General features: G+C 38.2%; 18 protein-coding genes. 9 read left to right on the top strand and 9 right to left on the bottom strand.

Annotated elements, in window-relative coordinates:
- Positions 1 to 8 precede the first annotated feature (8 nt).
- Complete coding sequence (locus BI291_RS17435) at positions 9 to 965, bottom strand: MoxR family ATPase (protein ID WP_074500578.1); 957 nt, start codon at positions 963 to 965, stop codon at positions 9 to 11.
- A gap of 290 nt (positions 966 to 1,255) precedes the next feature.
- Here BI291_RS17435 and fadI point away from each other — a divergent pair, with 290 nt between their 5' ends.
- The 3 genes from fadI to BI291_RS17420 all read left to right on the top strand — a co-directional run bounded on the left by fadI (position 1,256) and on the right by BI291_RS17420 (position 5,095).
- Positions 1,256 to 2,560 (top strand): acetyl-CoA C-acyltransferase FadI, encoded by a 1,305-nt coding sequence (gene fadI, locus BI291_RS17430; protein WP_074500577.1) that lies wholly within the window; start codon positions 1,256 to 1,258, stop codon positions 2,558 to 2,560.
- On the top strand, positions 2,560 to 4,698 hold the full coding sequence (gene fadJ, locus BI291_RS17425; RefSeq protein WP_074500576.1) for a fatty acid oxidation complex subunit alpha FadJ: 2,139 nt from the start codon (positions 2,560 to 2,562) through the stop codon (positions 4,696 to 4,698). The genes fadI and fadJ overlap by 1 nt, the downstream gene beginning before the upstream one ends.
- Before the next feature lie 196 nt (positions 4,699 to 4,894).
- Complete coding sequence (locus BI291_RS17420) at positions 4,895 to 5,095, top strand: hypothetical protein (protein WP_074500575.1); 201 nt, start codon at positions 4,895 to 4,897, stop codon at positions 5,093 to 5,095.
- Positions 5,096 to 5,280: 185 nt separating this feature from the next.
- Here BI291_RS17420 and BI291_RS17415 read toward each other — a convergent pair whose 3' ends face one another.
- The 3 genes from BI291_RS17415 to BI291_RS17405 all read right to left on the bottom strand — a co-directional run bounded on the left by BI291_RS17415 (position 5,281) and on the right by BI291_RS17405 (position 13,178).
- A complete protein-coding gene (locus BI291_RS17415; protein WP_074500574.1) occupies positions 5,281 to 5,559 on the bottom strand; it encodes a hypothetical protein in 279 nt (92 codons plus the stop codon).
- 173 nt (positions 5,560 to 5,732) lie between these two features.
- Positions 5,733 to 10,277: an EAL domain-containing protein gene (locus BI291_RS17410; RefSeq protein WP_083602160.1), complete on the bottom strand. Its 4,545-nt coding sequence runs from the start codon at positions 10,275 to 10,277 to the stop codon at positions 5,733 to 5,735.
- Between the two features lie 144 nt (positions 10,278 to 10,421).
- The gene (locus BI291_RS17405; RefSeq protein WP_074500573.1) at positions 10,422 to 13,178 is read right to left on the bottom strand and encodes an insulinase family protein; all 2,757 of its coding nucleotides are present in this window, start codon (positions 13,176 to 13,178) and stop codon (positions 10,422 to 10,424) included.
- A gap of 191 nt (positions 13,179 to 13,369) precedes the next feature.
- Here BI291_RS17405 and sixA point away from each other — a divergent pair, with 191 nt between their 5' ends.
- A complete protein-coding gene (gene sixA, locus BI291_RS17400) occupies positions 13,370 to 13,846 on the top strand; it encodes a phosphohistidine phosphatase SixA (RefSeq protein ID WP_074500572.1) in 477 nt (158 codons plus the stop codon).
- A 26-nt stretch (positions 13,847 to 13,872) separates the two neighbouring features.
- Here sixA and smrB read toward each other — a convergent pair whose 3' ends face one another.
- The gene (gene smrB / locus BI291_RS17395) at positions 13,873 to 14,421 is read right to left on the bottom strand and encodes an endonuclease SmrB (protein WP_074500571.1); all 549 of its coding nucleotides are present in this window, start codon (positions 14,419 to 14,421) and stop codon (positions 13,873 to 13,875) included.
- 75 nt (positions 14,422 to 14,496) lie between these two features.
- Here smrB and prmB point away from each other — a divergent pair, with 75 nt between their 5' ends.
- The 5 genes from prmB (at position 14,497) to BI291_RS17370 (ending at position 18,625) form a co-directional block, all read left to right on the top strand.
- The gene (gene prmB / locus BI291_RS17390; protein WP_074500570.1) at positions 14,497 to 15,435 is read left to right on the top strand and encodes a 50S ribosomal protein L3 N(5)-glutamine methyltransferase; all 939 of its coding nucleotides are present in this window, start codon (positions 14,497 to 14,499) and stop codon (positions 15,433 to 15,435) included.
- A 2-nt stretch (positions 15,436 to 15,437) separates the two neighbouring features.
- Positions 15,438 to 16,535 (top strand): chorismate synthase, encoded by a 1,098-nt coding sequence (gene aroC, locus BI291_RS17385; RefSeq protein WP_074500569.1) that lies wholly within the window; start codon positions 15,438 to 15,440, stop codon positions 16,533 to 16,535.
- A 27-nt stretch (positions 16,536 to 16,562) separates the two neighbouring features.
- Entirely contained in the window at positions 16,563 to 17,717 is a 1,155-nt protein-coding gene (locus BI291_RS17380) for an MFS transporter (protein ID WP_074500568.1), read from the top strand.
- 158 nt (positions 17,718 to 17,875) lie between these two features.
- The gene (locus BI291_RS17375; RefSeq protein ID WP_074500567.1) at positions 17,876 to 18,193 is read left to right on the top strand and encodes a hypothetical protein; all 318 of its coding nucleotides are present in this window, start codon (positions 17,876 to 17,878) and stop codon (positions 18,191 to 18,193) included.
- Positions 18,194 to 18,331: 138 nt separating this feature from the next.
- Positions 18,332 to 18,625 (top strand): hypothetical protein, encoded by a 294-nt coding sequence (locus BI291_RS17370; RefSeq protein WP_074500566.1) that lies wholly within the window; start codon positions 18,332 to 18,334, stop codon positions 18,623 to 18,625.
- Positions 18,626 to 18,636: 11 nt separating this feature from the next.
- Here BI291_RS17370 and lipA read toward each other — a convergent pair whose 3' ends face one another.
- The 4 genes from lipA to BI291_RS17350 all read right to left on the bottom strand — a co-directional run bounded on the left by lipA (position 18,637) and on the right by BI291_RS17350 (position 21,962).
- Positions 18,637 to 19,605: a lipoyl synthase gene (gene lipA, locus BI291_RS17365; RefSeq protein WP_074500565.1), complete on the bottom strand. Its 969-nt coding sequence runs from the start codon at positions 19,603 to 19,605 to the stop codon at positions 18,637 to 18,639.
- On the bottom strand, positions 19,595 to 20,263 hold the full coding sequence (gene lipB / locus BI291_RS17360; RefSeq protein WP_074500564.1) for a lipoyl(octanoyl) transferase LipB: 669 nt from the start codon (positions 20,261 to 20,263) through the stop codon (positions 19,595 to 19,597). Before lipB ends, lipA begins: the two co-directional genes overlap by 11 nt.
- A 12-nt stretch (positions 20,264 to 20,275) precedes the next feature.
- Positions 20,276 to 20,539, bottom strand: coding sequence for a DUF493 family protein YbeD (gene ybeD, locus BI291_RS17355; protein ID WP_074500563.1), 264 nt, complete (start codon positions 20,537 to 20,539; stop codon positions 20,276 to 20,278).
- A gap of 226 nt (positions 20,540 to 20,765) precedes the next feature.
- Positions 20,766 to 21,962 carry a serine hydrolase gene (locus tag BI291_RS17350; protein ID WP_083602158.1) on the bottom strand — a complete coding sequence of 399 codons (1,197 nt, stop codon included), beginning with the start codon at positions 21,960 to 21,962 and terminating at the stop codon, positions 20,766 to 20,768.
- Between the last annotated feature and the right edge of the window lie 156 nt (positions 21,963 to 22,118).

The raw sequence follows: 22,118 nt of genomic DNA, 5'->3' as shown, positions 1-22,118 counted from the left end.
AACAATAATTAACCCACAGCTACCTGAGTAAGAATATGATCTAGCAGATCATTCGTCGTAATCCCTTCTGCTTCCGCTTGATAGGTCAGTAGAAGTCTATGGCGTAATACATTATGAACAACAGCTTGAACGTCATCTGGCCCGACAAAATCTCGTCCGTGTAGCCAAGCGCGTGCTCTGGCGCAACGATCTAATGCAATGGTAGCTCGTGGACTAGCACCATAGGCTAACCATTGTTTTAATTTATCGTCGTACTTTTCCGGTTGGCGCGTTGCCATAATTAAATCGACGATATATGTTTCAATCGCAGGAGACATATGTATTTGCAGTAGTTGTTCTCTTGCAGCAAAAATATCTGCTTGTGAAATTTGGCTGATCTTTTCTACGGGTTTATTTAACGCTTCACCACGATTGATTTTTAAAATCTCAAGCTCACTTTGTGCATCAGGGTAGTCAATTTCTAAGTGCATAAGAAACCGATCTAACTGTGCTTCAGGAAGTGGGTACGTTCCTTCTTGCTCAATAGGGTTTTGTGTAGCCATAACGAGAAATAAATCTGGCAGTTTATAGGTGTTTTTACCAACGGTAATTTGGCCTTCGGCCATGGCCTCTAATAGTGCCGATTGAACTTTTGCCGGCGCTCGGTTAATCTCATCGGCCAGTACTAAGTTTCTAAACAAGGGGCCCGATTGAAAAACAAAACTGCCATCTTCAGGACGATAAATATCCGTGCCTGTTAAATCAGCGGGTAGCAAATCAGGTGTAAATTGAATGCGGTGAAAGTCTGCTTCTACGCCTTGCGCTAGAGCATTTACTGCGCGTGTTTTTGCTAGCCCAGGAGGCCCTTCAACGATTAAATGTCCGTTTGCCAATAAGGCAATCAATAGGTTTTCAACTAATGCTTCTTGTCCAACAATTTGTGCGGATAAATGTTCTTTAAGCGATGAAAAATACTCAATAGCCATGATAATTGTTCTTTTTTCGTTAATGAATTTTTACTGAAGATTTCAGACTCTTGTTTTGATATATGGTTCCCTAATACAAAAACAAGAGCTACTACTAAATTGTAACGTTTTTTTATCGACATCATTTTAGCATAATCGTCAGAATTTCATATACTTGTGGGGAGAACACTCACTAGCTTGATATTATAAATGCGTTAACTAGCCTATATAGTGAGTTGAATTCCTTGTAAATGTCGTTAGAATGAATTGAAAAATAAAGAGGTCAGACCTCTTTGCAATAAGGAAACATCATGTCATTATCATTAAAAACAGCTTCAGGTGAACGTATTGCCGTTGTTGCTGGTTTGAGAACACCTTTCGCGAAACAAGCAACTGCTTTTCACGGGATTCCTGCATTAGATCTTGGGAAAATTGTGGTTAATGAATTAATCAATAAAACTGAAATTGACCCTAAACTTATCGACCAACTAGTTTTTGGTCAAGTGGTTCAAATGCCAGAGGCACCTAATATTGCTCGTGAAATTGTCTTAGGCACTGGTATGAATGTTCATACTGATGCTTACAGTGTATCACGCGCATGTGCGACAAGTTTTCAGTCAACGGTTAATGTCGCTGAATCGATACTTTCAGGCGTGGTGGACATAGGAGTTGCTGGAGGCGCAGATTCATTGTCCGTAGCGCCGATAGGGGTATCAAAAAAATTCGCGAGAACGTTACTTGATTTGAGTAAGACTAAAACATTGGGCCAGAAATTATCTTTATTGAAAACCCTTCGTTTCAAAGATTTATTGCCAGTGCCGCCAGCGGTTGCTGAATACTCAACGGGGCTTTCAATGGGGCAAACCGCTGAACAAATGGCAAAAACTTACGGTATTACTCGTGAAGATCAAGATGCACTAGCTCATCGCTCGCATGAATTAGCTACTCAATCTTGGAAAGACGGTAAACTTGCTAATGAGGTGATGACCGCACATGTTGAACCTTACAAGCACTATATAGATAAAGATAATTGCATTAGAGAAAATTCAGATCTAGCAAGTTATGCAAAATTACGCCCTGTATTTGATCGTAAACATGGCACGGTTACAGCTGCTAACAGTACAGCATTGACTGATGGCGCATCAGCTATTTTATTAATGCGAGAAGGTCGTGCAAAAGAATTAGGGTATGAACCGCTAGGTTATATTCGTAGCTTTGGTTTTGCTGCCATCGATGTGTGGGAAGATATGCTGATGGGGCCAAGTTTTGCAACACCTATCGCACTTAAACGCGCGGGCATGGAATTAAAAGACTTAGACTTGATAGAAATGCATGAAGCTTTTGCCGCGCAAGCGTTAGCGAATGTTAAAATGTTTGGCAGTAAGACATTCGCACAAACGCATTTAGGTCGTGACAAAGCAATTGGTGAAATTGATATGGACATTTTTAATGTCATGGGCGGTTCATTGGCATACGGCCATCCTTTTGCGGCGACAGGAACCCGATTAATTACTCAGGTGCTTAACGAGTTACGTCGCAGAGGTGGTGGAGTTGGTTTGACAACCGCCTGTGCTGCAGGTGGCTTAGGCGCAGCAATGGTGTTGGAGACAGAATAATGACAGATACAACAACGTTTACTTTATCGATTCAAGACAATAATGTTGCCCATTTAGTGATGGATGTGCCTGACGAGTCGATGAACACATTAAAGTCAGCATTTGCAGACGAAATTGCGACAATTTTACAAGAAATTAAAGCGAATACCTCGTTGCTTGGGGTTGTGCTTTGCAGTGGCAAAAAAGATTCCTTTGTTGCTGGCGCTGATATAAACATGCTAGCAAGCTGTAAAACAGCAGAAGAAGCGACAACGCTATCCAGACAAGGACAAATGGTTTTTGATCAATTAGCCTCCCTCGATATTCCTGTGGTAGCAGCAATTAATGGGGCTTGCTTAGGTGGCGGCTTAGAACTTGCGATGGCCTGTCATGCAAGAGTTTGTTCAGATAATCCTAAAACAGCACTTGGTTTACCTGAGGTACAATTAGGTTTGTTACCAGGAAGTGGCGGTACACAAAGATTGCCTAAGCTAGTCGGTATTCAAAAAGCGTTAGATATGATGCTGACAGGTAAACAATTACGCGCGAAACAAGCATTAAAAGCAGGGTTAGTTGATGATGTTGTGCCAAATACAGTGTTGATTGATGTTGCCGAAAAAATGGTACTGTCTGGAAAAATAAGAGCAGGTAAAAACCATTATAAACCAGTAAAATTAAACCTTGTAGGTAAGGCGCTTGAAAAAACACCTATTGGCCGTAAAGTGTTATTTGATCAAGCCATTAAAACGGTAAATAAAAAAACAAAAGGTAATTATCCCGCACCATTAAACATTATAAAATGTGTAAAAATGGGCGTAGAACAATCTCCGGCGAAAGGGTTTCAATTAGAGGCTGACCTGTTCGGCGAATTAGTGATGACACCTGAGTCGTATCAATTACGACAAATATTTTTTGCCACTACCGAGATGAAGAAAGAGCAAGGTGTCGCAGGAGTAGAACCAAGTACAATAAAAAAAGTAGCTGTGCTTGGTGGTGGTCTTATGGGCGGCGGGATTGCATTTGTCACTGCAACGAAAGCTAAATTGCCGGTACGTATTAAAGATATTGGTGATCAAGGTCTGAAAAACGCATTCAAATATGGTTATGACTTATTAAATAAAAAAGTGAAACGCCGCTTTATGCGTAAAAGCGAAATGCAAAAGCAAATGGCAATGATGACAGGTACGACGGATTATTCTGGTTTTCATGATGTGGATGTTGTTATTGAAGCGGTTTTTGAAGATCTTGCGTTAAAGCAAAGCATGGTGCAAGACATTGAACAACACTGTGCTTCTTCAACCATTTTTGCCAGCAATACTTCAAGCTTACCTATTGGGCAGATTGCCGCAAAAGCAACGCGTGCAGAAAATGTTATTGGCTTACATTATTTTTCACCCGTAGACAAAATGCCACTGGCTGAAATCATTCCCCATGAAGGGTCCTCTGAACAAGTGATTTCAACAACAGTAGCCCTTGCTAAAAAACAAGGTAAAACACCAATTGTTGTTAAAGATAAAGCAGGATTTTATGTTAATCGTATTTTAGCGCCATACATGAATGAAGCGGCTATTTTATTATTAGCGGGCGAGCCGATAGATAAATTAGATCGTGCGTTAGTAAATGCAGGGTTTCCAGTTGGCCCTATGCAGTTACTTGATGAAGTTGGTATTGATGTTGGTGCTAAAATCGGTCCTATTTTGCAAGCAGAGTTAGGCGAACGATTTGCGCCACCCGAAGCCTTTGATAAGTTAATTGATGATGGTCGATTAGGTAAGAAGGCGAAAAAGGGCTTCTATCGTTATGACGTTAAGAAGAAAGAAGTTGATCAGAGTGTCTATCAGTTATTAAATATTTCACCGCAAGGTAAGTTAGCCTCGGAAGAAATCGCAAAGCGATGCATCTATATGATGTTAAATGAAGCAGTAGAGTGTTTAGCAGAAGGTATTATCCGAAACGCGCGAGATGGGGATATTGGGGCTATATTTGGCATTGGCTTTCCGCCATTTTTAGGGGGACCTTTCCGCTATATGGACACTTTAGGTATTGAGAAAGTTGTGACACAGCTAAATCAATTTAAAGCGTTATATGGAGATAGATATGCACCGAGTGAGTCATTAGTAAATATGGCAAATCAAGGTGAAACGTTTTATAACGACTAGGTGAATTATTGCCAACTTGTTAATCAAAGGTAAATAAAAAGAGGCAGTTTATTGCCTCTTTTTTATTACATATAAACGCATTAAACATTTATGGATGATAAGTTAGTTTAAATACTCTAAAGTTGTTGAATAAATACTCTAATTGTCTATAATACGCGCCAATTCATCTTTATAAGTCGCATTGGAACTAATTGTTATGTTGTTTTTAATTCCTGTATTAGCGTTATTCTCAGCTTTATTCTTTTACTGTCAGGCATTTACAAGTGGCTTGGGTCGAAAGCGTTGGGCATTTGCTGGCTTTGTGTTTGGTCCATTTGTTTGGCCAATGTTTTGTATGAAAAAACGAATGAAAGTGAATAGTTTATTTGGTTGGAATGCACTTATTCTGCGTGCTTAAGTCTTATTAATTAACGTAGAAGGATTATAGCCGCTAACTTCCTTGTAGCGATTATGATAGTGTTTTGTTGCATACTATAATGACGTAGCAGCTGGTAATTCTTTAATGATAATTTTCGCTGCAATCGCATTTTCTTTTGGTGCGATAGCGAAGATATCCTTGATAAATCTCAACATATTTACACCTTAAATTCTAACAGTACTTACTTTACGGCCCGTTTTTTCAACGGCAAAGTCATTATTAATACGAACAGTACTTACCTTACGACCCGTTTTTTCAACGGCAAAGTCATTACTAATACGAACAGTACTTACCTTACGGCCTGTTTTTTCAACAGCAAAATCATTATTAATACGCACTGTACTTACTTTTCTACCTACTTGTTCAATGGTTAATGAATCTTGATCAACTACAGGAGTCGGTGATGTATTAACTACCAAAGATAAGATGATTGAACTTAACATTTTTTATTTTCCTTTATTGGTTATGATTGTAAACGCAACTAGGAATAAGCGATTAATGTGCCAATGTGGAAAATATGTGTAATATCAGTATAAGTAGAGGGTCAGAGAGCAGTGAGTCTCGCGTTTATTTTTAGCCGTCATAAATCTGACGGCTAAAAATACGGCGTTCATTATTATGAACGGTTAAACGACGTAGATTTGTCAGTAATTTGATGGGACACTAAATAACGACGGAAATCTTCTGTTGCTAATGGTTTACTGTACAAATAACCTTGTAACTGTTCACAGCGTAAACCGGACAGAAAGCTTAATTGTTGATTGGTTTCTACGCCCTCAGCAACCACCTGTAAGCTTAGGTTGTGTGCGATGGTAACAATAGTAGCTACCATATTTCGACCTTGCTCTGACTGTTCTATATCATCAACAAAGGCTTTATCAATTTTTAACGTATTCAGCGGGAATTTCTTTAAGTAAGCCAATGATGAATAACCCGTACCAAAATCATCGAGTGATAAATGTATGCCCATTGCACGAATTTGTAACATGGTATCAATGGCTTGTTGAGGCGAGTCCATCACCGTTCCTTCGGTAATTTCAAGCTCTAAGTGTTTTGCCGGTAAGCCTGTTTCAGCAAGTATTTCTGCAATCATGCCAACTAAATTAGGTTGGGTAAATTGTACTGCAGATAAGTTTACAGCAATACGGCCGTCGAATAAGCCGGCATCAATCCATACTTTGGTGGCATAACATGCTTTACGTAAAACGACTTCTCCTATGTCAATGATTTGGCCGGTTTCTTCGGAAACAGGGATAAAAGTCAATGGGCTAATAATGCCTTTAGATGGGGTTTCAAATCGAACCAGCGCTTCCATACCCGCTATTTTACCTGTTTTGATTTCAATTTTGGGTTGATAAAACACAGAGAAGAAATCTTCTTTTAAGCCATGTCGAATAAGTCCTTCTATTTGTAAACGCTTCACTGCTTGTTCATTCATGGAGCTATTAAAGAACTTATAACGATTGCCACCAGCATTTTTTGCGTGGTACATCGCGGTGTCAGCATTTTTAAGTAATTCTTGCGGAGTAGCACCATCTTCAGGATAAAGTACAATACCAATACTTGAATAAAGTACGATCTCGTGATTTTTTAATCTTAATGGTTGGGCAATAGTGCGTAGTATATTTTTTGCGATGGTTGTGATCGTATGGATATCGTTAGTGTTTTCAACGATGATACTAAACTCATCCCCCCCTAATCGATACACGGTATCTTGTGATCTACCAACCGTTCTTATTCGCTCAGCAACTTTACACAATAAAACATCGCCAACTTCATGCCCCATAGAGTCGTTCACTTTTTTGAAATTATCTAAATCAAAAACAAGTAATGCATGAGACACTTTATTTTTTACTAATCTGGTTTGGTTTGCTTGGAAATATGAGCGGTTTGGTAAACCTGTTAACGTATCGCTGTTCGCCAGTTTTCGTAATTCTGCTTCGGTTTCTTTACGTTTGGTAATATCTGAAAAAACACCGACAAAGTGAGAAATGCTGCTATTTTCATCGCGAATTATATCAATGTTTAGATCGGTAAGATAAAGCATACCGTCATCACGTTTACTTTCTATTTCACCGTGCCAACTACCTTTGGTTAACAAGTGTTGTTTAACTGTATTAGCGAAACTGTCAGGGTATTGCCTGAAGGTTAATGGTTCGCCAATCATTTGCTTTTTAGTTTTACCGGTAATACGTTGGAAAGCTTTATTGATATCCACAACAAAAAATTGACGATCGTAAATGACTACAGCGTCTGAGATGTTTTCAAAGCATTTGGCAAATAACTTTAAGCGCTCATCAGCTTTCTTTATTTGACTGATGTCTTTTAATGTTCCAGTCATTCGAACAGGGTTATTTTTCTCATCGCGTTCAACTATTTTGCCGCGGTCTAAAATCCAAATCCAATTACCTAGTTTGTTCTTAACACGATAGGTAGCTTCGAAATGTTCTGTTTTTTCGTCAAAGTGATCTTGTAGTGCTTTAGTTATCCGTGTGATATCACCTTTGTTTACATTGGTTTCATTATCATCGTTATTACCTAAGTTGCGCTTGCCATCTTGTGGAAATTCAAGCGTACCCCAAATATTAGAGCGATAAATTTTACCGTTTTTAATGTTCCAGTCCCACATTTCATCGCCACTACCCCAGAGTGATAGTTTAAGGCGCTCTTCACTTTCTTTAATTTGTAAGTGATAAATTCTTTTATGTCTAAATTGTTGTAATAAATAAGATAGTGCCAATAGTACTACGAGACTATAAACAAGAATTGCACTACTAGATAACCACCAAGGGGGCAGTATTTCTATCGATAAACTATTAGCCGTATACGTTTTTGGCGAATAGCGGTCATAAGCCTGAACTTCAAAAACATAACTGCCAGCACTTAAATTGGTATAGGTTGCTCGTAAATTATTTGCGGTTGCTGTTAGCCAATTATCATCAACACCTATTAAGCGGTATTGATAGCCAAGTTGTTCGGGCAAGCTAGCATTTGGTGATATAAATTCAATACTAAAAGGGGAGTGAACATGCGCTAAGGTAATTTCTTTTAGGGTATTAAGCTGAGCGGATAAAGTAAATTGATCTTTGGTTGGCGTTGAAGTTACCGATACTTCTTTATTTGCGATTAATAATGAAGTGAGTACGGGGGGAGAAATTTCAAAAGTAAAAGCGAGTAGTTTGTCTGGTGTAAACCAATTGAAGCCGTTATTTCCACCAAAGTAAATATTGCCATTGGTGTCTATCGTTGAGCTATGGGCATAATTTTCATTATTTTCAAGATTATAATCTTTATAAAAATTTCTTACATCTAATGTTTGTAGATCAATAAAACTAAACCCTTTGTTGCTACTTAGCCAAGCGTTTCCATTACTATCTAGTACTATAGCGTTAATATAATTATTGAGTAATCCAGATGTTTCATTAAACCAAGTGCCATGACCATTGGCTTTATTCACCACTAATGCACCTTGCGAATTTGAGCCAAGAATTAAATACTTTGTCGTATCTTTGATAGTAATGATGTCTTCAAAAATGAAGTTATGCTTATTTTTGAGCGTAAACTCTTTCACTGAGTTTGAATCAACTTGATAATATAAAAGTTCTTTTTTTGTAGAAATTAGCAGCAAATTACCATCTTTAGTGGCCGATAAATTTAAAAACTTCTTCTTGTTTAAATGAGGCTGTGTGGAAAAATCCAATAAATCAAAAGAAGAGAGATTTCCTGAGTCTTCTATGTACCAAATTTTGTTTTGTAGGCCAATGAGGTTAATACCTAGTTGATGTCGTTTTGAAGTTGTCCAAGGTTGAATTTCTTCAGGTATCAATGTTTTGCTGTTAAATCGAAAAAGCTCATTGTGCATTGAAACAATGTAGGTGTCTTCGGCTGTTTGAAATATTTGATCAACTGGATGTGCTAGTGGAATGTTTTTATGGGTGTTAGATTGCGTATTGAAAAGCGCCAGTTCACCATCTTTAGACAATAAAATGTGTTCTTCAAGAGCCGTGATATTCTCAATGTTTTCAACAATTGGAGTTGCTAAGTTTTTACTATGAGAAATTAGCAAAGAGGAATAATTGGCTTTCATTAAACCGTTAAAACTGCCAATCCAAATATGTTTTTCATTATCGATAAACACTTTAATTATATTAGTATTGAAGGCATGCGGGGTAATATTTGAAAACTGATGTTTAAACGCTTTATCTTCTAAAGGGTTAATAGAATAAAGGCCATTGTCGGTGCCAACCCAGTATAGTGCATCGTTCAGCTTGCCAAAGCTTCTAATTTCAGTCACTGCACTATTTGTTTGGTTTAAGTCGTATTGACGATAAAGGTCAAAATTACTATCAAGTATGACAATGCTATTATCGACAGCAATCCAATAATGGTTTTTACGCTGGTGGTATTCAATTTGACGAATTTTAAAGGTTTGACCGCCTAATGTTTCAGCTATTTGGTTGGTTAATACCGTATCTGGTGTTAAGTTTGGCGTTAAAATATAAAAGTCACCATCGTAGTTGCTGATCCAATAATTGCCTTTTTCATCTTGGAAGAAAGTTCTTATCGCATTGAAATTTAATAAGGTATTGTCTGAAATTTTTCTGACTTTTATATGAGTAAATGATTGTTCTTCTTTATTAAAACGATGTAATGCATTTTCGGTCGCGACCCAAATATTGTGGTTGGCATCTTCATAAATTTGCCAAACAAAATTATCGGTAAGCGTATTATCATTACCTTGTTCTGCGCGAAATGTGGTGAAGTTATCTAATTCAGTATTGTAAATACTAACGCCGTTGTCAGTACCAATCCATAAGTTATTATTTGAATCGATTAGTAAGTTTCGAATACTATTGCCGGCGAGCGATTGTGCATCAAGTGAATTGAAACGATATTGTTTAAAGGATTTACCATCGTATTTATTTAATCCATCATCAGTACCAACCCAAATAAAGCCATCTTTGTCTTGCACCATGTCAAAAACATAGTTTTGTGACAAACCTTGTGCAGGCTTTAAGTGCTGAACGGTAAGCGGCGTGCCATGTTGGTTTATTTGTGTTGAAGCATGTAAAAAAGTTGGAAAAATTGCGGCAAGAAATACGAGTGTGGAAAATATGTTTTTATCTTTACAGAACAAAAATTTAGAAATAGAAAGACGCACTTAACACTACCTATAAATACGTTACGTATTATTATTATTTAGTCCATTACAAAGCAGAATAATGGTTAAGTCAACTTTTTGACGAAATTATTACCCTGCATGTCTTTATTTTATTCATTTACGTAAGTAACTATATCGGCAGGTTTAGTGTTTTATTGATAGCTTTGTTAATTTATTTTTTAACTCTGTTAGTTGTTCAGTAGATGTTTGCGCTAAAGAGGCTAGGCATAGGCGATCTTTAGGTTGTTTTGAAACGACAATATTGTTTAGTAAAAACTGTTTGATATCATCTTTGTTAATACGCAATAAAGTGTCAATTAAGGTTTGTTTTTGATTGAAATCGAACTCTTGGTTACATATTGCATTCCAAAACCGTTGGCTTTTAATGCGTAAGCTGGTGTCTTTTTCTTGTAGCTGACTAGCAAGACCTTTCTGTAGATGATGCCAATCATCTTCACTCATTTGATCTATGAGGTCGCCGCTGTTGTTAATAAAGTCATCCATCGCTGAAAGTAAACTATCAGCATTATGATTTGGTGATTGTATGTAAAATGCGATACCAGGGTAACGATTGATTGGCACATAACCAACCCCCACTAAGTAGCCATATTGTTTTTCAGTGCGCATCTGATGAAAAAATTGCGGTGACAGTATTTGGCTAATAATCATGGTTAATGCAACGGTAGTCGTTGCTCGGTCTACCATAGGGTAATAAATAACAGCGGCATGATCGTGTTTTGGTAACGCTAGTGGATAATAGAGAGAGCCTTGCTGTTGTATGTCTAATACTGGAACCTCTTGTTTCGCGTCGCTTGATAATTGATTTTTAAAAGCTTGTAAGATGATGTATTCAATGGATGTTGCATGTTCACGTTGCCAGTTTCCGTGAATGAGCACTTCAATATTTACACGTGTAAAGATAGACTGGCAAAACTGTGTAAAGCGAGCAAACGTTGTTTGTTCTAAAGCCGAAGTTAATGATTTAGCATCTGGATTTTTCGGCTGCATGGTCGCGCTAAGTGCCGAGAATAATTGTGAGATAGATTTACTGTTTTCGGCGTTATTCCAGTGATTTATCAATTGTTTTTTGATTAAATTAAATTTATTTTCTTGATATTGAAAGCTTTGTAATTCATTTAGTAATTGCGCGAGTAATACTTCTTGTTTCTCACTCAAGCCTGATAATTGTAGTGTCAATCCCCCTTGATGTGCATATAAGTGGTACTGTATGCCTGCTAACTCTGCATCATAATGCTGTTCGATAACAGACTCGGTATAAAGCTCAACATATAATCGAGTCATCGCAATGGTTTGTGCATTTTCTAACGTTGCTGGTGCGTCAATGCCAATATAGATATAGCCTTTAGGGACTTTAAATGTTTGGTCTTGTTTGTACCAAAGTGTTAAGCCATCTTGCTGGGTAATACGCTGGGGCTGTGAGAATTTGTCTTGTTGGTTTTCGTAAACAACAGGATTGCCGACAATATAATTATTTACTGAAGGTAAGGCTAATGGAAGTTCCTTATTAATATGTTGCCAATGATCAAGTTCACTTTGTGCTATAGGCTCAACATTATAAGGTACCTGATACCAATTAGTTACCTGATTGCCTTGCACTTTCGGGTCAATAACAATAACACGCATGTTATTAGGCGAAAGCTTTTCAAGTAAGTATTCAATACTGTTGTTGTCTATACCCTCCATCATGTAATCGCCATAGATATAGTCTTCCTCAGGGTAATGCTGCATATTAATGACTAGCTGACTGACAGAGTCAATAGGTTTGGTTTTTTCGTGATAATGGAAAGAAAGTTCTGCGATTGCTTTTTTTTCTTGATAGTAAAAATCAGCTAAGGGAGCTTCTTTTATTAAGGAAATATAGAAGAATACTGCGTCGATAATATCATTAATATGCTGGGTGCCTATATCCGTTAAGCGAATGCTGATATTAAAATCTTTAAAGTTATAGCCGTTAATACCTGAACCTGCAGTTAGCCCAATTGCCCAATGTTTATTTTTTAAGTAAGACAAAATGCTGTTTTCGCCTTCATGGCCTAATAAGTAGGCTAATAATGATTCAGGCTTATGACGATAGTATTGATCGATACTTGGTAGTGCAAAACTGATGATTAACTGTCGTTCGTTTTTTACCGGTTGAACTTGAATTTTAATGCCTTGATGAGCAGGTAAATACAAGGAAACATCGGGTAAACTAGGCGGTAATGTATTAGCTGAAATACCCGTGAAATATTGTGTGGCGAATGAACGTAACTCCTCAATCGTTTGCGGGCCTTCCAAGACTAAGGTCATCGCTTTTGCGTTGTAATATTGCTGGAAAAATGTGTCAACTTCGTCGCGTAATGAGCGGTTTTCTTTGTCAGAAAGCGTTTCTGTATTACCAACTGAAAATTTTGAAAAAGGATGTTCAGGGTTAATCGTTGCTTTATGTACGTCATAAAGACGACGAATATCATCTTTTAGTTTTAGTTTAAATTCTGCGTCAATGTTTTTACGTTCTTTATTCACAAACTCTTCTGACAATAGTGGTGCTATAAAAAACTGACTAAATCTATCTAATGCTTGTTCAAAATGGGTGTGATGAATATCAAAAAAGAAACAGGTGTGTTCTGTAGCGGTCCATGCATTATTAGAACCACCGTATTGGCTAATAAACTTTTGATATTCACTACCGTCAGGGTATTTTTCAGTGCCTAGAAAAAGCATATGTTCAAGAAAATGTGCCATACCTTGACGATCGTCGGGATCACTAAAATGCCCTACGTTTACAGCAAGGGCAGCGGCGGCTTTTTTAGATTCCTTGTGATGAACAAGTAACACTCGCAGACCATTTTCTAAGGTGATAGCTGAGTATGTCTTATGATCATTTGGACTTTGTTTCAAAACCTGCTCCGAGCTTACCAAAAAGTGCTTAGTTTAAACGTACAACATCATGAATATTTTCTTCTAAATTACCCTATGGAATAAGTTGAGTCCATTTTATTCTTAACTGATGTTATAACAATGTCTCGTATTCCTTTACTATAGCGCCAATTTATTATTTCTCTTATATTTTTAACGGCTTGGTAGAAGTTATGCAGTTATATGTTATGCGCCATGGTCAAGCAAGTGCACGTGCAACAAGTGATGCCAAAAGGGCATTAACAGAACAAGGGCACTTAGAAGCCAAATTAATGGCCAAATGGCTTAATGATAACAATATTGTTTTCGACCAAGTTTTTGTTAGTCCCTTTGAACGAGCGCAGCAAACGGCAAGTACATTAATGTCAGCTGTTAGTCATTCCGCCCCCATTACAACAATTGATATTATTACGCCTTCTGGCGACGCTAGAGAAGTGCATGATTATATTGATGGTGTCTGCCAAGCTGATAAACTGGAAAGTGTATTGATCATTTCTCACATGCCACTGGTAAGCTATTTAGTTGATGAGTTGACCTTTGATACAGTCGCCCCCTTATTTTCGACGGCCGCTATCGCTGAAATTAGTTATGATAAGCAAAAAATGAAGGGAGATTTAACCCGACATGTTGCTCCTTATGATCTTTGTTAATGTTTGATTTATCTTTTAAAGTGGTATTAATCTTCTTTGAGCATCAGTTTATCGTGAATATCGAGTAATACTAATAAAGCTCCGTCACCGCCAAATTCAAGAGGAGCCTGATGAAAAGCAATGACATCTGGATGTTGTACAAGCCAATGCGGCACTTTGTTTTTCAATATTTTTGCTCCTAGGCCGTGTACAATACAAACACATTGAACATGTTCTTTTTGGCTGGCATACAAAAGTGCGGCAATTTCTTGTTTCGCTTGATGTTGAGCTAAACCGTGTAAATCTAAAATAAGCTCTGGGCGGTACAGGCCTCGTCTTAGGTTTTTCGCTTCGTAGGCACTGTCACCATCACGTACATACTTCATTGGTCCTTGTGTGGTCAAATTTGGTTCAAATTCGTCTGAGAAATGAAAGCTAGCGAGTTGTTTTTCTACTTTTTCTTTAAGAATAGTACGCTGGGACTTGATGGATTTTTTTTGTGGGTGTATCTTGTCGTGCACCATAGGTTTGACCTTACCTATAGCGTCTTTAAATAATTGTTTTTCTTGTGGCGAAAGGGCATCTTTAAATTTCATACGTGAAGTCTAAAAATATCGGCTATGAATAACAAGTAAAACCTCATAGTATTCGAAAATTAACAGGGGAGTTGAGTGACTCAACAACATCAAGAATTAGCAAAGCAGTTGTTCACTTTAGGTGACTATGTGCGGTTTGCAGCAAGCGAATTTAATCGCGCAGACTTATTTTTTGGCCATGGCAACGATAACGCATGGGATGAAGCAATCACCCTTATGATGTTTGCTGTCGAGTTACCCTCGCATTTAACTGAGCATATTATGCAATGTCGCTTAACACAGGATGAAAAGCTTGCTTGTTTGGCCTTGATTGAACAGCGAATAGAGCAACAAGTACCAGCGGCTTATATAACCAATCAAGCCTACTTTGCTGGTTTACCGTTTTACGTTGATGAACGAACGTTAGTGCCACGTTCACCGATTGCCGAGTGGATTGAAAAGCGTTTTTTTCCTTTAATCGCTAAAGATAAAGAAGTGCACCGCATTCTTGATTTGTGTACTGGCAGTGGTTGTATTGCAATAGCATGTGCTCATTATTTTCCTGAGGCAGAAGTTGACGCCCTAGATTTATCGGTCGATGCGTTGAATGTTGCTCAAATCAATATTGAAAATCACGGGTTAACTGAACAAGTTATTCCAATTCAATCTGATATTTTTACTTCTGTTGAAGCGCTTAAATATGATTTAATTGTTACCAATCCACCTTATGTTGACCAACAAGATGTTGATAGTCTACCTACTGAGTTTACGCACGAGCCTGAAATGGGCTTAGGAAGCGGTCCAGATGGTTTAGACATTACCCGAGTAATACTTGCTCAAGCGGCGCAACATTTAACGGATGACGGATTATTAGTTTGCGAAGTGGGTAATTCACAGGTGCATTTGGAAGCTGTTTATCCAGAGGTTGATTTTCAATGGCTCACCCTTGAAAGGGGCGGTCATGGGGTGTTCTGTTTAAGCAAAGCACAATTACAACAACATCAAGAAATTTTTAATCAGCGAGTGAAACGTTAAGTATGTCTGGAAATACGTTTGGTAAATTATTTACAGTGACCACCTATGGTGAAAGCCACGGTTTAGGTTTGGGCGCAATTATTGATGGCTGTCCTCCCGGGCTTGAAATCTCTGAAGAAGACTTGCAGATAGATTTAGATCGCCGTCGACCTGGTACATCTCGCTATACAACAGCAAGACGTGAAGCCGATGAAGTCAAAATAATGTCAGGTGTTTTTGAAGGTAAAACTACAGGTACACCTATAGGTTTAATGATTGAAAACACTGACCAACGTTCTAAAGACTACGGTAATATTGCCCAATCGTTTCGTCCTGGTCATGCTGATTATACTTACTCACAAAAATATGGCTTACGAGATTATCGAGGCGGTGGTCGTTCTTCCGCTCGAGAAACAGCAATGCGCGTTGCCGCAGGCGCAATTGCTAAGAAATACTTAAAGCAAAAGTTTGGTATTGAAATTAACGGTTGTGTGACACAAATTGGTGATGTTGTCGCTGAGCAATATAATTGGAATACCGTTGAAGATAACCCTTTTTTCTTTCCTGATGAAAATAAATTAACGCAACTTGATGAGTTACTTAGGTCGATTATTAAACAAAAAGATTCTATAGGTGCCAAAGTGACGGTTGTTGCTAAGCATGTACCAGTTGGTCTTGGTGAACCCATTTTTGACCGTTTAGACGCTGATATTGCGCATGCAATGATGGGAATTAATGCCGTTAAAGGCGTAGAAGTTGGTGATGGCTTTGCTGTTGTAAATCAAAAAGGTTCGGAACATCGAGATGAATTAACGCCAGAAGGTTTTGCAACAAATCATGCTGGTGGTGTGTTAGGAGGGATTTCTTCCGGACAGCCCGTTGTGGCACATTTAGCATTAAAACCAACATCAAGTATTGGTGTCAGTGGTAATACCATCGATGTTGATGGAAATGCCGCAGAGATAATTACTAAAGGGCGTCATGATCCTTGTGTAGGTATTCGTGCCGTACCTATCGCAGAAGCCATGTTGGCATTAACATTAATGGATCATTTTTTACGCCATCGTGGCCAAAACGCAGATGCTATCTGCACAACACCTCAAATTTCAGGTGAACGATAACCGCAAATTCGTGGTGAAGTAACAGCAATGTCACTTTCACCACGCTTTCTTTCTTTCTCTTTTAGTTACTTTGCATACTTTGCCATCGTAGGGTTAGTTGTGCCATATTTAGGCGTATTCCTCGATGGTAAAGGCTTTAATTCTGGTGATATTGGCGAGCTCATTGCTATTTTTACCGCCACGAAAATTATTGGTCCAACTCTCTGGGCAAATGCCGCAGATAAAACGGGTAAGCTTAGGCTTATTATTCAATTAGGAGCTGGCTTATCGCTGGTATTATTTTCGTTATTATTTTGGGTTGAGAATTATTGGCCTATCGCTTTTGTCTTAGGAATTTTTAGTCTATTTTGGACTGCTATTCAGCCACAACTTGAAGTGATGACTTTAGTTAGCGTTAGACGTAATGCCAATATCTATTCACGTATACGTCTATGGGGCAGTATCGGGTTTATTATTTCGGTGATTATTGCTGGCGAGCTGTTGGTGGATAGTCAACCTGATGTGTTCGTTATTTTAGGCTGGGGTATTTTATTGGCGCTGTTTATCTCGAGCCTATTACTTAAGCAGCCAAAGATAAACATAAAACCTAATGCTCAACGTGTGTCGATTTTCCCTAAAGTAATAGAACGTAATTTTATTTTATTTTTTACTGCGGGCTTATTATTACAAATTAGTTTCGGCCCTTATTATAGTTTCTTTGCGCTTTACCTTCGTGATCTATCGTATCCTAGTATGGCAATTGGCGCTTATATTGGCCTTGGTGCAGTTGCTGAAATTGGTATTTTTATTATCGCGGGGCGATTGTATTATTTGTTTGGTCCTAGGGTGTTGTTAGCCATAAGTATTTTTTTAACTGCTCTTCGATGGTATGTCACAGGTCATTGGGCTGATAGCGCGATAATTTTGTTTTTTGTTCAACTGTTACACGCTGCTAGTTTTGGACTATATCACACGGCTTCCATTCAATATTTACAGCAACACTTCTCAATTCAAGAGCAGAACCGTGCACAAGCGATTTATATTGCTGGCGTTTACGGTATAGGTGGGGCATTGGGAGCATTTTTATCGGGCATCTTTTGGTTAGACGGTAAAGGTGCAATGTTATCGTTTGAGTTGGCAGCGGTGACGTGCGTTATAGCTGGCATTTTAGCCTCGATGATGACTTCACATCAAAAAAGCTAGCCTTATCAGTATAAAGGTTTTCTATTCTAGCGCTTATTAAGTTTTATATACATCAATTTTGTACAATGTACTTGCTAATTATTTAATCAGTAAATTATTTTATTTGGCAGTGAATTACGCAATAATATTAATTAACGTGACTTATAGCGTGAGAATAAATGAGAGTTTTATTATGCTTAATTTTACTGTTATTAACAACAAAAGCAACATGTGACAATAGGAAAATTGTTATCGCGTTTGAGCCACTTCCTCCCTTTATTACTGAAGGTAAAGAAGGTCTTACTGTTGATATGCTAAGAGCAATTGAACAGAAATCAGCATTTCGTTTTGACGTGAGACTGATGACTTATTCAAGGGCTAAGCATGAGCTTAAATACGGACGTATTGATATTGCAGGCCATACACCTAAAGGCTTGGAAACAGCAACATTCTACCAATATGCCCTTGAACTAGATTGGCAAATTCAGACTACATAAGATCTCTTCTCATTTGATCAACAATATTTAAATATTGATCACATCAAGCCAAATCGTATAGGGACTACAGCAGGCAACGCCACCTTCTTTGCCCAGCAACTTGGTGTAGAGCCTGATATATTTGTTGAAGTACGGACTTTGCATCAATTAGTTGATATGTTTATTAAAGGTCGTATAGATGTGCTCTTGTTTGAACGATCATCAGTGATGACTTTATTGGCAGAAAAAGATATTTACGGTATTCATTACCAATCAATTGGTCTAATCCCTGCAAGTATTGCAGTATCTAAAGATGAAGAGGGAACGGAACTGAAAAAGCAATTAGATGAGGTGATCAAAACACTCGATTTAGATAAAATTTTTTCAGGCTATTTACAATATATTTACTTACCATCAAAAGGCGTGACGTCAAAGTTCCAAGTGAACTATTGACGTCATTATCTTTATTTAACTTCTTCACCAGCAGCTTGTTTGTCAGCATGATACGATGAGCGCACTAAAGGACCACAGGCAGCATGTTCAAAGCCCATTTTCATCGCCTCTTTTTGGAACATATCGAAATCATCAGGGTGAACATAGCGTTCAACAGGCAGGTGATCTTTACTCGGTTGCAAGTATTGCCCAATGGTTAACATAGTGACACCGTGGGCGCGTAAATCACGCATTACTTGAAGAATTTCTTCATTAGTTTCACCTAAGCCTACCATTAAACCAGATTTTGTTGGTACGTTAGGATTTGCTTCACCAAACTTTTTCAGTAAATCTAACGACCATTGGTAGTTTGCGCCAGGTCTTGCCTTAGTATATAAACGTGGTGCCGTTTCTAAGTTATGATTAAATACATGCGGTGGATGTTGATTTAATACGTCTAATGCGCGATCCATACGGCCGCGAAAATCAGGTACTAAAATTTCTACTTTAGTATGCGGTGCATGTTCAGCAATTTCTCGAATACATTCGGTAAACTGATGCGCGCCACCATCACGTAAATCGTCACGATCTACTGAAGTGATCACCACGTATTTAAGTGCCATGTCTTTTAGTGTGAGCGCTAATTTTTTTGGCTCTTCCGCATCGGGCTTCAATGGTCTACCGTGAGCGACATCACAAAATGGGCAACGTCTGGTACAAATATCACCTAAGATCATAAAAGTTGCTGTGCCATGATTAAAGCACTCTGATAAGTTAGGGCATGATGCTTCTTCACAAACTGAATGAAGACCGTGTTTTCTTAACCCTGCTTTTACTTGATCAATTTTTTCTGTGGTTCTGGGTAATTTTATGCGTAACCATTCTGGTTTACGTAGCATGGTTTCACGCTCAGAGGGCATTACTTTAATGGGAATATGCGCCATTTTATCGGCGTCGCGTAGTTTCGTACCAGGTTCAATACGTGAAGATTTAATGGTCATGTAATGACTCCAAACCGGTTTTATAACTGAGTGTATTTGCGTTAAGTAACGCCGACATATGTTTTACAAGCGTTTCACCTGCTTGTTCAACCGTTTTTAATGCACAGATATCTGCACTTTGTAACATTTCTAAGCCTGCGTAACCACAAGGGTTAATGCGTAAAAAGGGTGATAAGTCCATATTTATGTTGAGTGCTAGACCATGGAAAGAACACCCTTTACGAACACGTAATCCTAATGACGCAATTTTTTTATTATCAACATAAACGCCAGGCGCATCAGGTTTTGCGTAAGCTTTTACATTAAAATCAGCCATGGTTGCAATGATACCATGTTCAATTAATGTCACCAGTTCACGTACCCCCATTTTTTTTCTACGCAAGTTGATCATAAAGTACATTACTTGCTGACCTGGGCCATGATAAGTCACTTGACCACCACGGTCGACTTTTACCACAGGTATATCACCTGGCATGAGCAAGTGTTCTTCTTTTCCTGCTTGACCTTGGGTAAATACTGCAGGATGCTCGACTAACCACAGTTCGTCAGGGGTACTGTCGCCCCTTGTATCGGTAAAGTCTTTCATGGCTTGCCACACAGTGGTGTAGTCAGTTTGATCTAATTGCCGAATGACCAATTGTTGATTAATGTCCGTCATGAATGCCAATCGCTACAGTACGTATCGCACTGGCTCAATATCATTGAGCGTTTTATAGATAAGTTCGATATGTTCTTTACTTGTTACGGTAACAGCCACAGAGACAGAGTGATAATTTCCTTTAGAGCTTGGCTTGATGGTAGGCGAATAGTCGCCAGGTGTATGTTTTTGAAGTTCCGCAACAACAAGGTCTGGCAGTTCATCGCAAGCAACGCCCATGACTTTGAAGTTTAATACTGTCGGAAATTCTAATAGTTCATCAAATTTGGTTTTCATTACGGTGCTCATTAAAGTGTTTGCTTAATATCAAAGAGCTGAATTATCAGGCTAAGCAAAATTTCGGCTATTTTAACATTGTTTCTTGCAGAGCAAAATGGTGCTTTTAAAGAGAATTTCAAGTAGGGGTGTAAAATTAACCACACAGAACCAATAAAGCACCCGAAGGTGCTTTATATTAAGTAGTACTTTTCAACAAATGTACCTAGATTATATTGTACTTCGTTTAATTAGTAAATTGAAGCTTTATGTAGTCAACTAAACGATCAAACATCCCGCCTTCATTGATTTCTTGTAACGTAACCATTGGGTATTGGCCGATATCTTCACCGTCAAGTTGTAAGAATACCGTGCCAACGACTTCACCTTTTGTTAATGGCGCAACGAGTTGTTTTTTTAACTCAAAATTAGCTTTAAGGTTTTTACGTTGGCCGCGAGGAATAGTAATGGGGGTATCTTCAAGTATACCTAACTCAACTTCTTTTTTATCACCCATCCATACGCGATTTGTTGCGAACGTTTCACCTGCTTTATAGGGCGTATAAGTTTCGAAAAATCGGAATCCGTAATTTAATAATTTTCTACTTTCAACAAGACGTGAACGTTCACTATTTGCACCCATCACAACACTGATTAAACGCATGTCGCCTTTGGTCGCTGAGCTAACTAAGCTGTAGCCAGCCTGAGCGGTATGACCTGTTTTTAAACCATCTACATTCATGCTTTTATCCCATAAAAGCCCGTTACGGTTTACTGTTTTAATGCCGTTATAAGTGTAAGACTTTTGTTTATAAAGCTCATACTCTTCTGGAACATCACGGATTAATGCTTTAGCTAACGTTGCCATATCTCTTGCTGTGGTTTTATGCTCTGTGCTATCTAAACCATGGCTATTTTCAAAATAACTACTGCTCATCCCGAGTTGCTCTGCATAAGCGTTCATCATATCGGCGAATGCGTCTTCACTGCCTGCAATATGCTCGGCAATGGCGACACAAGCGTCATTACCCGAAGCGACAATAATCCCTTGGTTTATTTCATGAATAGGGACTTCTTTACCCACTTCTAAAAACATTAATGACGAGCCTTTAAAAACAGGATTACCTGTTGCCCAAGCATTTTTGCTAATTTTAACAGGGTCATTATTTTTGATATTTCCTGATTGTAGCTCTTTACCGACAATGTAGCTTGTCATAATTTTAGTTAAACTGGCTGGTGCTAGTAAAATATCAGCATTTCCTTCAGCGATAACTTTACCCGTAGTGAAATCAACTAAAATATGCCCTTTAGCATTAATTTGAGGAGGAGAAGGAATAATTGCTGAAGCATGACTAAGTGATGAAATTGAGAAAGCGATACAACCAACAAATGTGAGTAACTTTTTACCCTTTGTCGTTATTTTTTTTACCAAAGATGATGGCATAATTAACCTTTTATAACTTGAAATTTATGTAATACAGTAGAATAACCGAGTTTATTGAACATTCACCCGAACACCAGTTTTCAAAAGTATACCAGTTTTGTAGGCGATTACTACGTTGTAACACCGAGGAATTTGTATCTTTTGATGTTTTACTTT

Origin of the sequence: Thalassotalea sp. PP2-459, from assembly GCF_001913705.1 — a bacterium.
Classification (GTDB): domain Bacteria; phylum Pseudomonadota; class Gammaproteobacteria; order Enterobacterales; family Alteromonadaceae; genus Thalassotalea_C; species Thalassotalea_C hakodatensis.
The sequence above is the reverse complement of the archived record's forward strand: the minus strand, read 5'-3'. Positions and strand labels throughout refer to the sequence as shown.